Origin of the sequence: Pseudomonas fortuita (genome assembly GCF_026898135.2) — a bacterium.
Taxonomy (GTDB): Bacteria; Pseudomonadota; Gammaproteobacteria; order Pseudomonadales; family Pseudomonadaceae; genus Aquipseudomonas; species Aquipseudomonas fortuita.
This window is the reverse complement of record NZ_CP114035.2, coordinates 5547435-5563566: the sequence shown is the minus strand read 5'-3', so window position 1 is coordinate 5563566 and position 16132 is coordinate 5547435. Positions and strand designations below refer to the sequence as shown.

Genomic DNA, 16132 nt, shown 5'->3' with positions numbered 1-16132 from the left:
GAGACCCACCCATGACCAGCAAGGCCATCTACGTACAACCCGGCGGCGGCTACGACAAGGTCGAGGTCGGCACAAGCGAGGCCGCTGCCCCCAAGGCCGGCGAAATCACCGTGCGCCTGCACGCCAGCTCCCTCAACTATCACGACTTTGCCGTGGTCAGCGGCATGTGGGGCCCGAGCGAGCGGCGTATCCCCATGGCCGATGGCGCTGGTGAAGTGGTTGCGGTGGGCGAAGGTGTCAGCGAGTTCCAGGTGGGCGACGATGTGGTCAGCACCTTCTTCCCCGACTGGCTCGACGGCCAGGCCAACGTCGAAGGCTTTGGCAGGGTACCCGGCGACGGCCTCGATGGTTATGCCCGTGAGCAGGTCACTGCCCGTGCCACCGCGTTCACCCTGGCCCCCAAGGGCTTCAGCCACGCTGAAGCGGCTACCCTGACCACCGCAGGCCTCACCGCCTGGCGTGCGCTGATGAGCGACGACCACCTCAAACCTGGCGACACGGTACTGGTGCAAGGCACCGGTGGTGTGTCGATCTTCGCCCTGCAGTTCGCCAAGCTGGCTGGCGCCACCGTGATCGCCACGTCGTCCAGCGACGCCAAGCTGGAGCGCCTGAAGGCCCTGGGCGCCGACCACCTGATCAATTACAAGAGCACCCCGGCTTGGGGTGAGAAGGTGCGCGCGCTCACCGGCAACCGCGGTGTCGACCATGTGATCGAAGTGGGCGGCCCGGCGACGCTGGAGCAGTCGATGATTGCCGCGCGCATCGGTGGGCATGTGTCGCTGATTGGCATCCTTACCGGCGTGGCCGGTCAGCTGCCGCTGGTGCAGGCGCTGGTGCGGCAGATTCGTCTGCAAGGTGTGCTGGTGGGCAGCCGCGCCCAGCAGCAGGCGATGGTGCGGGCGATCGATGCCAACGGCCTGCGGCCGGTGGTGGACAAGCACTTCGAACTGGAGCAGATCGTCGAAGCGTTCCGCTACCAGGAAAGCAACCGGCATTTCGGCAAGATCTGCCTGACCTGGTGAAGGCTGGACTCCCAAAGGCCCTGCCCATACGCGGGACCTGTGTGAGCGGGCGCACCCGCGAAGGGCTGCGCAGCGGCCCCTAGCCCGGCAGCAAACGGTCGCGGCTGTTGGACAGGTGCAGGCAGACCGCCGCCCTCGCTGCGTCCGGGTCTTGCCGGCGGATGGCATTGAGGATTGCCTCGTGCTCCAGGTTGGCCAGGTACGCCTGCCGCGCCAGCTTCGCCCCGCCGCGTTCGGCCAGGGCCATGCGGTTGCGCGGGATCAGGCTGTTGCCCAGGTGCAGCAGCATTTCGGTGAAGTACAGGTTGCCGGTGGCCTCGGCAATCAGTAGGTGGAAACGTCGGTCGGGCTCGATACAGCTGTCGCCGGCGGCTGCCAGGTCCTGATAGTCATCCAGCGCCTGGCGCATGCGCACCAGGTGCCCCTTGTCACGGCGCAGCGCAGCCAGGGCGGCGGCTTGGCCTTCCAGGCCAATACGCAGTTCCAGCAGGTCACGCACATTCGCCGCGCTTTCCGCTGCCATACGCAGCCCGGCCTGGGCCTGGCGCGCCATCACGAAGGTACCGATACCGTGGCGCGGCTCTACCAGCCCGGAGGCCTGCAACTTGGACAAGGCCTCACGCACCACCGTGCGACTGACCCCGTGCTCGCGCACCAGCGTGTTCTCTGAAGGCAGCTTGTCGCCCGGCTTGAAGGTGCCCAGCAAAATCTGTTGGGTCAGGCTGGAGACAAGGTCATGGGCGCGGCTGTGGCCGTGCTTGCGGGCGTTTTCGTGTTCCATGCTGTGATCCGTTTCGCGCTTAACTTGTACGACAAGTTAAACCATAAAATTATTTTTTGCCGATTATTTGTGCCTTCAGACTGCTGTTTAGCTTCGCTGTTTTTGAAAGATCGCAGCATGTTTACATTATGAAAGCTTGTATTTTGCTGTTTTACCGACATTGTTGATCTTGTCGTACAACATCGCCACGCATATGCTCATCCCCACTGCCATGTCAGACAACCCAGACCCGCACAAAAACAATTAGTGGGAGATTTGCAAGTGAACGACACCCTCACTCCGTCTGCCCGGCACGACAGTGACGTCTTGGCCAGTGCCGTGGCCAAGGTCAAGCGTCATGTCCTGCCGCTGTTTGTCATCATGTTCATCGTCAACTACCTCGACCGCGTCAATATCGGTTTCATCCGCCCGCACCTGGAAAGCGATCTGGGCATCAGCGCTGCGGCCTATGGCTTTGGCGCCGGCTTGTTCTTCATTGGTTATGCGTTGTTCGAAGTGCCTTCGAACATGTTGCTGCAAAAGGTGGGGGCGCGGCTTTGGCTGACCCGCATCATGTTCACCTGGGGCTTGGTAGCCACGGCCATGGCCTTTGTGCAAAACGAAACCCAGTTTTACGTGCTGCGCTTTCTGCTGGGGGTTGCCGAGGCGGGCTTCTTCCCTGGGGTGATCTACTACTTCACCCGCTGGCTGCCACGCGCCGAGCGCGGTAAGGCGATTGCCATCTTCCTCAGCGGTTCGGCGCTGGCTTCGCTGATTTCCGGGCCGCTGGCCGGGGCGTTGATGCAGATTCAGGGCCTGGGTATGCATGGCTGGCAGTGGATGCTGTTCATCGAAGGCATGGCCTCTGTTGTACTGTGCTTCTTCGTGTTTTTCTGGCTGGATTCCAAGCCGCAAGATGCCAAGTGGTTGAGCCAGGCCGAGCAGGACGCGCTAGTGGCCGCCATCGACCGTGAGCAACGTGAGCGTGAAGCCGTTGGTACAGTCAAGGCATCGGCCTGGACCCTGCTCAAGGATCGCCAGATCGTGCTGTTCTGCGTGATCTACTTCTGCATTCAGTTGACCATCTACGCTGCCACCTTCTGGCTGCCTAGCATCATCAAGCGCATGGGTGACCTCAGCGACCTGCAGGTCGGCTTTTTCAACTCGATCCCGTGGCTGATCTCGATCCTGGCCATGTACGCCTTTGCCGCTGGTTCTGCGCGCTGGAAGTTCCAGCAGGCCTGGGTAGCCGGTGCCCTGTTGGTCGCCGCCATCGGCATGTTCATGTCCACCACCGGTGGGCCGGTGTTCGCCTTTGTCGCCGTGTGCTTCGCGGCCATCGGGTTCAAGTCGGCATCGTCACTGTTCTGGCCGATCCCGCAGGGTTACCTGGATGCCCGCATCGCGGCGGCAGTGATCGCCCTGATCAACTCGGTCGGCAACCTCGGCGGCTTTGTTGCCCCCACCACCTTCGGCCTGCTGGAGCAGCAGACCGGTTCGATCCAGGGTGGGCTGTACGGCCTGGCCGTGACCTCGGTGCTGGCGGCCATTGCCATCTTCTTTGTACGCACTCGCCCCAAGGGCGCCCCTACCGATGACCTCAAGGCCCCCTCGGCCCTGGGCCATACCCACTGATGACTGCGAGACAACAATCATGACTATGCAGACCAATCCCGCCGTTCATACCAGTACTCCGGTGGTCACCGACCTGCGCGTTATTCCCGTGGCCGGCCATGACAGCATGCTGCTGAACCTCAGTGGCGCCCATGGCCCGTATTTCACCCGCAACGTGGTAGTGCTGCGCGACAGCGCTGGCAATACCGGGCTGGGCGAGGTGCCTGGCGGTGAAAACATTCGCCAGACCCTGGAAGACGCCCGCAACCTGGTGCTCGGCCAGCCGATCGGCCACTACCAGCGCGTGCTCAATGCCATGCGCCAGACCTTTGCCAGCCGGGACTCGGCTGGTCGCGGCCTGCAGACGTTTGACCTGCGCATTACCGTGCATGCAGTAACGGCCATCGAGTCGGCACTGCTCGACCTGCTTGGCCAGCACCTCAACGTGCCTATGGCAGCCTTGCTGGGCGAGGGGCAGCAGCGCGATGCGGTGAAGATGCTGGGTTACCTGTTCTACATCGGCGACCGTCAACACACCGACCTGGCCTACCGCAATGAGGCCGATGCCGATGACGACTGGTTCCGCGTGCGCCACGAGAAGGCCTTGACCCCGGAAGCGGTGGTGCGTCTGGCCGAAGCGGCCGAGCAGCGCTATGGCTTCAGCGACTTCAAGCTCAAGGGCGGTGTGCTGCGTGGCGAAGAGGAGATGGAAGCAGTGACGGCGCTGGCCGAGCGCTTCCCCGAAGCCCGTATCACCCTTGACCCTAACGGCGCCTGGTCACTGAAAGAGGCCATTGCCCTGTGTCGCGACAAGCATCACGTACTGGCCTATGCCGAAGACCCCTGCGGCGCCGAGAACGGTTACTCGGGCCGTGAGGTGATGGCCGAGTTCCGCCGTGCCACCGGCCTGCCCACCGCCACCAACATGATTGCCACCGACTGGCGGCAGATGGGCCATGCGATCCAGTCGCAGGCAGTGGATATTCCGCTGGCCGATCCGCACTTCTGGACCATGCAGGGCTCGGTGCGGGTAGCGCAGATGTGCAATGACTGGGGGCTGACCTGGGGTTCGCATTCGAACAACCACTTCGACATTTCGCTGGCGATGTTCACCCAGGTGGCGGCGGCGGCGCCGGGCGAGATCACCGCAATCGACACCCACTGGATCTGGCAGGACGGCCAGCGCCTGACCCGTGAGCCGCTGCGCATTGTCGACGGGCATGTGCGGGTCCCGGCCCGGCCGGGGCTGGGGGTGGAGCTGGATGAGGACCAGTTGGCCAAGGCCCATGAGTGCTACCGCAACATGGGGCTGGGGGCGCGGGATGACAGCGTGGCGATGCAGTTTCTGATCCCGGGCTGGCGCTTCGATCACAAGCGGCCTTGCCTGGTGCGTTGAGGCGGTTACAGGCCCGCAGTGCAAAGACAGCCCCGGGTGACCGGGGCTTTTTTGTGAGTAGCTGAAATCGCCTGGGCCGGCACTGGCAACCCACATCCAGATGAAAAACAAAAGCTCCAGATGGCGAGGTGGCGCGATCGGGCATGCCATTCGCGACATCTGGCGGTAATGGAACTGCCCTGTCGTGATCGAACAGTTCCGGGGCGTTCTCGTGTAATTTCCCGCAGCCCTGCAAGGCTTAAATGAAGCCCGAACCGCACGGACATGTTGCTCTGTGATGCGCGCCAAAGATCAACAACAGCGCGCGAGCAACCTGTCGACTTACTGATTTGAAAGGAGATATTTTCGCCTACACCTGCCCGTCCATCCTTGTGTCAGCAAAAAGAGAACAACATCAATGAGCACCGTGGGATCTGATGGCAACCTTGCACAAGGTTTCAAGCCTCGTCATGTAACGATGCTGTCCATCGCCGGCATCATCGGCGCCGGACTTTTCGTAGGCTCTGGCCACGCCATCGCGGCGGCCGGGCCAGCTACCATAGTTTCTTATTTCGTGGCCGGAACCCTGGTGGTACTGGTCATGCGCATGCTCGGCGAAATGGCCGTGGCACACCCTGATACCGGGTCATTTTCCACCTACGCCGACCAGGCCATCGGCCGCTGGGCCGGTTACACCATTGGCTGGCTGTACTGGTGGTTCTGGGTACTGGTGATCCCTATCGAAGCGCTGGCTGCCGGGCATGTGTTGAATGCCTGGTTCCCGCAGGTGGACAGCTGGATCTTCGCGCTGGCTTCGGTGCTGCTGCTGGCCTGCACCAACCTGTTCAGCGTGGCCAAATACGGTGAGTTCGAGTTCTGGTTCGCCATCCTCAAGGTTACGGCGATTCTGGGTTTCATCGGCCTGGGCTTTGCCGCGTTGATGGGCTGGTTGCCTAACCGCGAGGTCAGCGGCCTGAGCGGGCTGATGGCTGAATATGGCGGCTTCGCTCCGAAAGGTTGGTCGGCGGTGGTGGGTGCGTTCATCACCGTGATGTTCAGCTTCATCGGCACCGAGGCAGTGACCATCGCCGCGTCCGAGTCCAGCGACCCGTCGCGCAACATCGCCAAAGCCACCCGCTCGGTGATCTGGCGTATCAGCACCTTCTACATCCTGTCGATCTTCGTGATCATCTCGGTGGTACCGTGGAACGATCCGCAGTTGGCAGTGGTGGGCTCATACCAGCGTGCGCTGGAAATCATGAACATTCCCAACGCAGCGTTCATGGTCGACCTGGTGGTGCTGGTGGCAGTGACCAGTTGCATGAACTCGTCGATCTACATTGCTTCGCGGATGATGTATTCCCTGGCCAAGCGCGGTGACGCCCCGGCCTTCCTCAACAAGACCTCCAAGGTTGGCGTACCGCGCGCTGCCGTGTTTGGCAGTACCCTGATCGGGGCAGCTATCGCCGTTCTCAACTACTTCGCGCCAAAGGGGGTGTTCGAGTTCCTGCTGGCCAGCTCTGGGGCCATCGCCCTGCTGGTGTACATGGTCATCGCCATCTCGCAGCTGCGCATGCGCCGCCGCCTGGAGCGGGAGAACACCGAGCTGAAGTTCCGCATGTGGCTGTTCCCGTACCTGACCTGGGCGGTGATCATCTTCATTGCCGGGGCCTTGGCGGTGATGATGTACACGCCCGAGCACCGGGTAGAGGTAAGTTCTACGTTGGGCCTGGCGATCGTGATTTCCTTCCTGGGGATCGTTACCTCGCGCGGCCATGTGCAACCTGTGGGGGCGCGGTCGATGGGGTGATTCAGTTCACCTGGCGGTAGGGCGAAGGGCACCCGAGGATGGGTGCCCTTTGTTTTTCAGGGCGACGGTCAGGCCGTCATCATCTCGATGTACCTCATCACCGCCGGCGCTTTCTCGAAGCGCCGGTGAACCAGGCTTAGCCACGAGCTAGCTTGGCAATCGACGACCCGCCGGTAATTCACCTGTGGCAGGTTGATGCGCTGCACCACCGATTCCGGGACGACGGCAACGCCTTGCCCCAGTGATACCAAGGTAATCACTGCCACCAGGCTGCCGGGTTGTGAGCCAAGCCTGGGGACGAAACCACCTTGCGCGGCCACTTCCAGCGTGCCGGAAATTTGCTCGGGCAGGATGAAGGATTCGTTGGTCAGGCGCGAGGCCGGGATCTGCGGCATTTCGTTGATACGCGAGCTGGCGGGCAGGGCGAGGACGAAACCTTCCTGGTGCAAGGCGATGGCTTCCAGTTCGTCAGGCAGCTCCATCGGTGAGCGCACGTAGGCAAGGTCGAGCAAGCCGTCGCGGACCATGCCGGGCAGTTCGGCCATGGGCAGTTCACGGATATTCAGGCGCACGCCAGGGCAGGTTTCGCTGTAGCGGCTGACTTGCTGCTGGAGCATGCCCGAGTAGGCGGCCGAAGCCACGTAGCCCAGTTCGATACGCCCGCTTTCGCCGCGGGCGGCCTTTTGTGCGCCCAGTTGCGCCGCATCGAACTGACGCACGGCGTGCTCCGCCTCGATCAACAATGCCTGGCCGGCGGCGGTCAGGTTGACCTCGCGCTGGCTGCGCTCGAACAGGCGTACGCCCAGTTCGCGCTCCATGTCCTGGATCTGGCGGCTGAGAGTGGGCGGGGCGATCCCCAGTTGCTCGGCGGCACGGGTGAAATGACCGTGGCGGGCGACGCAGAGGAAATAGCGGAAATGGCGGATTTCCATGGGTGTTACCTACAGGGTAATGACGCAGGCCGCCGGGGCTAACAACGCTTTGGGTTGGCGGCGTTATGGTTGAGGCCAACACTACAAGGCTGGTGGCTTGGGGGTAAAGGCCGCTTGTGGAATAGCCGGGCACTGCTTTGCAGGGGGCTGCACCGCTCGCGAAGGTTAGGCAAAACCTGTGGGAGCTGGCTTGCCTGCGATGGGCTGCAAAGCAGCCCCCGGCGATGCTGCAACTTGACCGTACCGCCAAGCCAACCCGCTCTGCTTCCGGAGCCTTATCATGCCCTCTGCACGTTTCACCCTGCTCACTGCCTCCCTGGTCTGCGCCCTGATCATTCTCGACACCAACATCGTCGCGGTCAGTCTGCCCAGTATCGCCCGTGACCTGGCGGGCTCGTTTGCCGATATCGAGTGGGTGGTCAGCGCCTACCTGCTGGCTTTTGCTGCCTGCCTGCTGCCTGCCGGTAGCCTGGCCGACCGCTTCGGCAGGCGGCGCATGCTGTTGCTCGGCCTGGTGCTGTTCGGCATCGCTTCGTTGGCATGTGGTGCAGCGCCAAGCCTGTTGTTCCTTGACATGGCCAGGGCCGCCAAGGGTGTGGGGGCAGCGTTGTTGCTGACCTCGGCACTGGCCGCCATCGGCAACCGCTTTCATGAGCCGCAGGAACGCATGCGCGCCTGGGCCTTCTGGGGTGCCTGCATGGGTGCCACCATCACCTTCGCGCCGCTGTTGGGCGGGATAATCGCCAGTACCTTGGGCTGGCGCTGGATCTTCTACATCAACCTGCCGTTGGTGGCAGTGCTCGCGGTCATGGTGCTGTACAGCGTCGATGAGTCTCGCGACAGTGCGGCGGCCCGGCTCGACCCATGGGGCAGCCTGACTTTCGCCGGCGGCCTGGGTTACCTGATCTGGGCGATGATCGATGCCAGCCAGGTGGGCTGGGGCAGTGCGCAAACGCTAGGTAGGCTGGTGATCAGCGCCTTCCTGTTCGGCGTGTTCGTCATGGTCGAGCGCAGCCAGCAGCGGCCAATGATCGACCTGCGGGTGATGCGCAGTGCGCGTTTCGTCGGTGCCTTGCTGGGCATGTTCGCCTACGCCGCTTGCGCCCAGGTGATGATGACCCTGCTGCCGTTGTACCTGCAGAACGGCCTGCAGCTGTCGGCCCTGGCCGCGGGTGCGGGCATGTTGCCATTCGCCGTGGCCATGCTGCTGATGCCGCGGGTTGGCATGCGCCTGGCCGCGCACTGCAGCGCTGCGCAGGTGTTTGCGCTTGGGCTGATGCTGGTGGGGGTAGGCAACCTGTTGTGTGCCTGGGCTGCAAACCATGGCGGCTACAGCGCGTTTGCAGTGGCCAGCCTGGTGCTAGGTGCGGGCGCCGGGCTGCTCAATGGCGATACGCAGAAGAACATCATGGCCTGTGTGCCCCGTGAGCGTACTGGCATGGCGTCGGGGCTGAGCACCACCACGCGGTTCGGCGCGATCGTGCTGGCAATAGGTGTGCTGGGCGCAGTGCTGGCCGCCCGTACCGGCCAGTTGATGAAGGAGGCGATGGCAGTGGTGGCCCCAGCGCACCTGGGAGAAGTTACAGCGATGGCCACGCGAGTGGCTGCCGGTGACCTGGCCGCCGCGTTGGCCATGCTGGATCCCGCCTTGCGTGCCGAGGTTGCTCCCTTGGCTCGGCAGGCGTTCATCGGTGGTTTTGAGAGCGTGCTGCACGTCGCAGGCATTGCCGCCATGGTGTTTGCCATTGTGGTGGGTGTGTTGCTGAGCCGCCCGCCAGTGCAGCTGGAGGCGTGGGCAGAGCACGGTGCGTGAGCCCTCACGCGGCGTTACAGGATAGCGTTTTGCAATTATTTCTCCCGGGCCCTCAACTATTTCGAACGGCGAATGTCATTGATTGCGGGCCTGTTGAGTGATGCCAAAGTGCAATGAGCACCATCTGTCGCCCTGATGGCAAAAAGCCGCTATCGCACAAAACTGTGTAGATGGTGGAAAATCACGTTTTCGCCATACCAAGGCAGTGCCTTGGGTAGAAGAAACCGCCCTTGAGCATCGGGCGATTCCGCCAGCGGTAGCCGCAATCTACTGTTTGGTGCGTGGCTTAAAAATGGATTTATCCCTTGTTTTACAAGGGTTTTAGTAAAAGTAGCGCTCAGTTCTATGGATACTCACGGAGGAGGGCTGGACCAAGATTCAGGTTTGTCATGGAGGATACGCTGCAAACCCCGCCATCAACCCTGCCGATCTTCCTGATCAGGTGCTGGAGATCACGGTTTACGTGGCCTTCAGGGCTTTTCGCACATTTTTCCGACCGCTGACTTCAGCCATTTTAAATGTCCGAATGGTCAGGTTTTGCACATCGAAAATATAGGTCGACGGTAATTTTTTAGAGTAGGCCGGTCAGCGCTGTTGTGCATGCCGGCGAGGTGCAGTAAACACCACCTAATTCGTTGATTTCCCCAGTGTAATCAGGGCTATAGCCCTGATTTTGGCGTGGCCGTATTGGCCGGCGCCCCGCTTTGATTTTGGGTATTTAGCGTCAAAAGCTTTTACATGGGTGTGCAGAAATGCGTCGCGGATTGCAGGTATTAACCAAATCTGTCAAAATTTCGCTGTTGCACATTTCTAAGTCTTGGATGAAAATGCTGCTTCATGGAGCGAGATATGGACGAACTGGGACCAACCACAACGTCATGGGGCAGCGGTGCGGGCGAGGATGTGGATGTTCGCGCGCTACGACGCTACAACCGGTTGCTGGGTGTTTTGCTGGATATCGGGGAGTGGGCCTGCATCGGCTTGCTGCCTTGTGTAGCGGTGGCCGCCATCTGGCTGGTGACGCAAACGAATTTTGAAAATGTCGTGTTCTATGACGGAACCGACTCGATTTGCATTTACGACGGAACGACAGGGGAAATCCGCAATGTCGAGTAAGGAAACCCAGCACGGAACCCCTGATGGTGATGCGCCGCAGGCCCGGCGGGGCACCGATGAAGAAAAGCTGCTGGAGCTGGCACTGGACGAAACGCCCGGTGAGGCCGCAGCCACCGTCAGGGAAGTCAAGCGTCTGCAGCTGGAGTGCCTGGATCTCAAGCGCCGTAACAAGCGCGTCTGGGGGCAGCTGCTGGCCCTGACTTGCGTGTTCGGCGTAACCATCGCGGCGGTGGTGTTCTGGTACCCGAAGTACCGCTGGATTCCGACGATTGACAACCATGCCATCTGTGAAGTCTCCACTGAAAGCAACCCGCGCGTCACCCCTGCGACGCTGGCCGAGTACGCCAAGGATGCGGTGGTCAACTCGTACTCCTACGACTATGTGAACTACCGCTCCAACCTCAATGCCGCAGGTGCGCGCTGGTACACCGATGAGGGGCGCAAGGCCTTCCTGAAGACGCTTGACGATTCCGGCAACCTGGAGCGCGTGCTCAAGGGGCGGATGATCCTGCGGGCCATGGCCACCCAGGTGGCCCAGGTCGAAGAAAGCGGTGTGCTGGCGAGCGGGCAGAACTACTGGGTGGTACAGGTGCCGATTGCCATCGAGTTCTATGTCGGCGGTGATCAGCAAGCACGCTCGCGCCAGGATTTCCTCGCAGCCGTAACCATCGTCCAGATCCCCGCTTCGGCCACCAACACCAAAGGCATCGCCGTCGATTCTGTTCAGCTGTCGCCGTACACCTCAAGGAAGTGACCATGAAGAAGCATCTGATCGCATCGTTGCTTGCGAGCGCTATCGCCATGCCGGCATTTGCCAACGAGGCGCCAGAAGCGCCGGCCGCCCAGGGTGGCATGGGGCAGATTGGCGCGACGCAAGCTGGCGAAGCTCCGCCCCAGCCACCGATGAATGGCCTGGGCCGGCAAGTATCCAGTGTTGCTCAAGTGGTCTACCCGCGCCCGGAAGATGTCATCAGCGACACGGTACAGGACGTTCAGGATTCGCAGCTGACGTCGTCGCAGGTAGAGCTGATCAAGCAGCTATGGCTGGAGCGTGAAAAGCAGAAAGCCACGGCCTACATAAGCCCGGCCAAACCTGTGACCCGCACGCTTGCACTGAACCTGGACCCGGGCGTGTCGCCACCCATCGTTCGCCTGAGCAAGGGGCAGCAGTCGTCGATCGTGTTCTCCGACTATGCCGGGCAGCCATGGATGATCCAGAACGTGTCGATCAACCGCGAACTCTTCAGCGACGGGCGCGAGCGAGGCGGTCAGAACGGACAGAACGGCACTGCCGCACCGACCAACATCCTCACCCTGGACCCCGCCACAGCGGCGGCCTACGGCAACGTCACCGTCACCCTGCGCGGGCTGGCCACGCCCATCATCCTGATCCTGGCTGCCGGCCAGGAAGAAGTGGACATGCGCGTGGATGCGAAGGTACCCGGGCGTAATCCGGATGCTGCGGCTTCTGTGGCAATGCTGAGGATGCCGGGTATCGATGATGCGCTGACCTACTTCCTGGATGGTGTGCCGCCGAAAGAGGCCAATCGCCTGAAGGTGACCGGGCTGGAGGGCGTCGAGGCCTGGAGCTATGGCCCGAACATGTACGTGAAAGCCAAGGCTGATGCGCAATACCCGGCCTACACCAACGCTGCGCGAAGCACCACCGGTGTGGCGGTGTATCGCTACGCGGGCCTGCAGAACAGCGTCACGTTCACGACTGGCGGGCAAGCCGTAACCGTCTTCATCGAGCAAGGGAATCTGCAATGAGTGATCACAACATGCCGCCGAACGACTCGGGCTTCGATGAAGAGGACGAGCACCTGGTAGCCGACCGCGACGGGCCGGCTGGCTCGCACGTGAAGAAGGCGCGCAAGTCCGATGAGATGCAGCGCAATCTGCACGCCGTGTTCGGTTCCGGTGTGGGCAAGGTGTCGCTGATCGCGGCCGGCCTGGTGGTGCTTGCGCTGGGGGCGCTGGCCTACAACGGCATGACCAGCAAGGACGAACCTGTCGGCAAGGCCTCTACGGTGGATGTCCCGCGTGCACCGCAGCCCGAGGTGTCGGTCGACCCTATTTCCGCTGCCGAGGCGGAGCGTCGCAACCAGCGAAGCTCGCTGGAGGCCGAGCAGGCTGCCGAGCGCGGCATGTCGTACCAGCCTGGCTTCGACCCCAATATCGTTCAGTCCACCGGCAGGGATGCTGCCCGTGGCCAGAATGCCCAGTTCAATGTGCCCGGGCAGCCGTACAACGATGCCAGCATGCAGCCGCCGCCGATCTATGTCGGGGCGGGGCAGCCGCCCCGCGAGGCCGCCCAGAACCAGCGCGCCGGCGCGAGCAACGCACAGTCTGATGAACAGGAACGCCTGCGCCTGGAAGAGCAGCTGAAAAAGGCCGAGCAGCAGCGCGACCTGTACGTCAACGAGCTCAAGGCCGAGACGCTCAAGTCGATCAAGCAACTGATGGGTGAGTCTGAAAGCGCAAAAGGCTTCGCCGAAAAAAGCAGCTTCAGCACGGTCAGCTATTACCCGACCGAGCGTGCTGGCAGCAGCGAACGTGATGGCGTGTTGCGTGCCGGCAACGACAAGAACAAGAAGGACCCCAACGACATCGAGGCCGTGGGTGACACCGACCGGGAGTTGCTCATCAAGACCGGTACCATCATGTACGCCACGCTGGATGCGGAGGTCAACACCGACGACGGCGGCGACGTGCTGGCAACCATTCGTGGCGGCAAATGGAACGGCTCCAAGCTGATCGGCAAGATCGAACAGGCGCCGGACAACATCCGTGTGAAATTCACCATTCTGGCGCCACCGGTGAACGATTCCCGCCCGACCATGCGCATCAGCGCCGTGGCGCTGCGAGAGGATGATGCCAAGCAGGGTATTGCCGAGACCAAGGACCACCACACCATGGAGCGCTACTTCGCCCTGGGGGCTGCCTCGCTGCTGTCTGGCTACGGTCGGGCTTACCAGCAGACGGCAGGTACCACGATCATCAGCCCCAGCGGTGTAGTGGCCCAGACCACGACCGAGCCTTCGACCAAGCAGGTCATCGGTTCGTCGGTGGGCGAGATGGGTACCGCGATCGCGTCGGAAGTACGCCGTGGGTTCAACCGTCCGGCTACCTACGCAACACCTGCGAACAAAGGCTTTGGCCTGTTCTTCCTGCAAGACGTTCACGATCAATCTCGATAAGGAGTTCGACATGAAGAACTGGTCATTCGGAAAACTCATAGGCGTTTTTGCCGGTAGCTTCGTGGCGCTGATCGTGGTCGCCGTGGTCGTGATCAAGGCCTCCTCGTCGCCGGTCGCCAAGGCCAAGCGCACAGCGCAAATCCAGGCTCAGTCGGCACAACAGCCACGCATGGATGTGCTGAGCATCGAGCTGGCCAAGTCCAGGGAGCAGGCGCAAGCGGCCCTGCAAGCCCAGGAGAACAGTGAAAAGCAACTGAAGATCGTGCGTGAGGAATCGCAGCGCAATACCCAGCTGCTGCTGAGCCAGATCAAGAACCTGGATAACAGCATGTCCCAGCTGGCCCAGCGCATGAACAGCTACGAGCAGAACCGTCAGCGTGTGGAAATCGTCAAGCCGCCGCGCAGGGCGCCAGCACCTGCCGCGTCGCAGGGGTACGCCAGAAGCGCTCACCCGATTCCGCAATCGAGTGGCTACAAAGTGCAGGCCGTGGTCGGGCACCGGGCCTGGGTGAAGAATGGTGAGAGTGAAGACAGCGTAAAGGCCGGCGACACGTTGCCACCGGTGCAGCGCGAATTGAAGGTGCTTTCAGTTGATCGCGACAGCGGTATTGTAGTGACTTCACCCGCTCTTTAAACAAGGACGTTGCCATGGCGGCCGGATTTGCCGATCTAGTAGATGTATTGGTCAATATCGGGAAAGTAATCCCGACGGCGATCATGATGTGCCAGGGTATTGCCGCACTTATCGGTCTTTACCTGACAGGTGCTGCGTTGATTGAAATCTGGGGTGTTACCCATGACAACGCATTGAAGTATGTAGCCGGGCGACAGCGTTTTTCTGTCGGCTCCGCCTGTGTGCAACTGGTGATCGGCTCTATTTTGCTGGCCATTGGCACACTGGAGTGGATGGGGATCATGTCGCGAACGTTGACCGGGGATTATGCCAACTCGCGCATGTTGTCCTATTCCTCTACCGGCACCACGTTGCAGCAACAGGCACAACTGGCCACGCTCGCCCTGCTGGGCATCATGCAGGTGGTCGGTCTGATTGCCATGGTGAAAGGTTGGTTGACGGTAAACGGTTATTACAACAATCAAACTCAGGCCGGCCTGGGGACCGCCAGTGGATGGATCATCGGCGGTGTGCTGGCGTGGAACTTCAAATGGTTCAGCGATGTACTCAACAACACAATCGGATTCAATCTGGTTGGACTTTTCACGCCGTGGTCGTAACGGCTTTTCGAAATATGAAACCCAAGGAGCGTCACTCATGAAAGCACTCAAAACCCTGAAAGCTGCTTACGATTCGGCCAAAGTTCGTGCGACCACTGCAGTTATCGGTGCCCTGGCAGCACCGTCGGCATTTGCCATTACCAAGACTGACCTGACCCAGGACACCTCGGGCGGCAAGACCGCTGACGACGTGATGACCAACATCGACAATACCGCTCAGGGCGGCGCCACGCTGCTGATCTCGCTGGTGTCGATTGGTGGTTTCGTGGTCGTTGCCATTTCGCTGTACACCCTGTGGAAAGCGTCGAAGGATGAGCGTGAAAAGCCGATGTCGGCCATTGTCGGCCTGTTCATCGGTGGCCTGATGGCGGGTGTCGGCACCGTGATGTGGATCATGCGCAACACCATGGTCAACTAAGGCTGCGCGCCGCTGACCCTAAAGCGGGGCGCCAGGCCCCGCAATTTCCAGACAGTTTCGGGGATATCGGACGTGAGCGAAACAAACTCTGCGCAGGGCAGGGCAGTGACTGTGCCCACGCTGGCGAGTGGTTATGTCAGCCGTACTGCCAACCAACCGGTATTCGGCGTGCGCCGGCCACTGTGGCGCTCTGACGATGATCAACGAAAACTGTTCAGTGAAGCGCACAACACACTGCGCACTTCGGTGTGGCAACGCGACAATTACACCTGTCGCTTCTGTGGTTTCAAGTCTGCCAAGTTTCAGGAACTCCATGCACTGGATGGCAATGCCGACAATTGCACCAAGGACAACCTGATCACCGCGTGCAACTTGTGCCGCCAGGTTCATCACTTGGGTGCCTGCGCCATGAATGGCACCGGTTTTTTCGTGGCAGTTCAGGAATTGACACAAACCGAGATCAACAACATTGCCCGGTGCATCTATGTCAATGAGTTGCTCGGCGACAGGGCGGTCAACGAGAAACTGACCAGCCTGTTGGCAGCGTTCCAATTTCGCGGTGGCGACACGCTCAAGGACGTATTCGGCGGAGAAGTGATCACGGTATTGAGTGTGGCCGAAACCCTCGCAAGCAAAACACTTGTCAGCGATGAAGAATATGAAAGACGTGCTGAATGGTTGGCCCCGCTGCGGCTGTTTCCAACCAAGGGCGCGTTCAAGGATGGGCAGCTTGAATATTACGCGGCCAATAACCGCGCCTTGTTCCTGCCCGGCAACTGGTCGGCATTGACCGGCCAGCTACTGAAGCAATTCGCTTGATGCAACCTGAAGCAGAGCTG

At 61.1% G+C, this 16132-nt stretch carries 15 protein-coding genes; 13 read left to right on the top strand and 2 right to left on the bottom strand.

Annotated elements, in window-relative coordinates; all coding sequences use genetic code 11:
* Positions 1 to 11: 11 nt before the first annotated feature.
* A complete protein-coding gene (locus OZ911_RS25430; protein ID WP_016489314.1) occupies positions 12 to 1022 on the top strand; it encodes a zinc-dependent alcohol dehydrogenase family protein in 1011 nt (336 codons plus the stop codon).
* A 79-nt stretch (positions 1023 to 1101) separates the two neighbouring features.
* On the opposite strand, the gene OZ911_RS25425 is transcribed toward OZ911_RS25430, so the two are convergent.
* Complete coding sequence (locus OZ911_RS25425; protein WP_268968509.1) at positions 1102 to 1803, bottom strand: FadR/GntR family transcriptional regulator; 702 nt, start codon at positions 1801 to 1803, stop codon at positions 1102 to 1104.
* Between the two features lie 261 nt (positions 1804 to 2064).
* Between OZ911_RS25425 and OZ911_RS25420 the strand changes: the two genes are divergently transcribed.
* From OZ911_RS25420 to OZ911_RS25410, 3 genes are all read left to right on the top strand, one after another.
* Positions 2065 to 3417 (top strand): MFS transporter, encoded by a 1353-nt coding sequence (locus OZ911_RS25420; protein ID WP_268968508.1) that lies wholly within the window; start codon positions 2065 to 2067, stop codon positions 3415 to 3417.
* A gap of 19 nt (positions 3418 to 3436) precedes the next feature.
* Complete coding sequence (gene gudD / locus OZ911_RS25415; protein ID WP_070086784.1) at positions 3437 to 4792, top strand: glucarate dehydratase; 1356 nt, start codon at positions 3437 to 3439, stop codon at positions 4790 to 4792.
* Positions 4793 to 5189: 397 nt separating this feature from the next.
* A complete protein-coding gene (locus tag OZ911_RS25410) occupies positions 5190 to 6581 on the top strand; it encodes an amino acid permease (RefSeq protein WP_016489310.1) in 1392 nt (463 codons plus the stop codon).
* A gap of 68 nt (positions 6582 to 6649) precedes the next feature.
* On the opposite strand, the gene OZ911_RS25405 is transcribed toward OZ911_RS25410, so the two are convergent.
* Positions 6650 to 7513, bottom strand: coding sequence for a LysR family transcriptional regulator (locus tag OZ911_RS25405; RefSeq protein WP_016489309.1), 864 nt, complete (start codon positions 7511 to 7513; stop codon positions 6650 to 6652).
* Between the two features lie 280 nt (positions 7514 to 7793).
* Between OZ911_RS25405 and OZ911_RS25400 the strand changes: the two genes are divergently transcribed.
* From OZ911_RS25400 to OZ911_RS25360, 9 genes are all read left to right on the top strand, one after another.
* Positions 7794 to 9326: an MFS transporter gene (locus OZ911_RS25400; RefSeq protein WP_023047876.1), complete on the top strand. Its 1533-nt coding sequence runs from the start codon at positions 7794 to 7796 to the stop codon at positions 9324 to 9326.
* A gap of 849 nt (positions 9327 to 10175) precedes the next feature.
* Positions 10176 to 10442: a hypothetical protein gene (locus tag OZ911_RS25395; RefSeq protein ID WP_016489307.1), complete on the top strand. Its 267-nt coding sequence runs from the start codon at positions 10176 to 10178 to the stop codon at positions 10440 to 10442.
* Positions 10432 to 11196, top strand: coding sequence for a DotI/IcmL family type IV secretion protein (locus OZ911_RS25390; RefSeq protein WP_016489306.1), 765 nt, complete (start codon positions 10432 to 10434; stop codon positions 11194 to 11196). Before OZ911_RS25395 ends, OZ911_RS25390 begins: the two co-directional genes overlap by 11 nt.
* A 2-nt stretch (positions 11197 to 11198) precedes the next feature.
* Positions 11199 to 12212: a DotH/IcmK family type IV secretion protein gene (locus OZ911_RS25385; RefSeq protein ID WP_016489305.1), complete on the top strand. Its 1014-nt coding sequence runs from the start codon at positions 11199 to 11201 to the stop codon at positions 12210 to 12212.
* Positions 12209 to 13642 carry a DotG/IcmE/VirB10 family type IV secretion system protein gene (locus OZ911_RS25380; RefSeq protein WP_016489304.1) on the top strand — a complete coding sequence of 478 codons (1434 nt, stop codon included), beginning with the start codon at positions 12209 to 12211 and terminating at the stop codon, positions 13640 to 13642. Before OZ911_RS25385 ends, OZ911_RS25380 begins: the two co-directional genes overlap by 4 nt.
* A 10-nt stretch (positions 13643 to 13652) precedes the next feature.
* A complete protein-coding gene (locus tag OZ911_RS25375) occupies positions 13653 to 14276 on the top strand; it encodes a hypothetical protein (protein WP_016489303.1) in 624 nt (207 codons plus the stop codon).
* Between the two features lie 14 nt (positions 14277 to 14290).
* Complete coding sequence (locus OZ911_RS25370; protein ID WP_016489302.1) at positions 14291 to 14875, top strand: hypothetical protein; 585 nt, start codon at positions 14291 to 14293, stop codon at positions 14873 to 14875.
* 37 nt (positions 14876 to 14912) lie between these two features.
* A complete protein-coding gene (locus OZ911_RS25365; protein WP_016489301.1) occupies positions 14913 to 15293 on the top strand; it encodes a hypothetical protein in 381 nt (126 codons plus the stop codon).
* Between the two features lie 72 nt (positions 15294 to 15365).
* Positions 15366 to 16112 carry an HNH endonuclease gene (locus OZ911_RS25360; RefSeq protein WP_024717374.1) on the top strand — a complete coding sequence of 249 codons (747 nt, stop codon included), beginning with the start codon at positions 15366 to 15368 and terminating at the stop codon, positions 16110 to 16112.
* Positions 16113 to 16132: the final 20 nt, after the last annotated feature.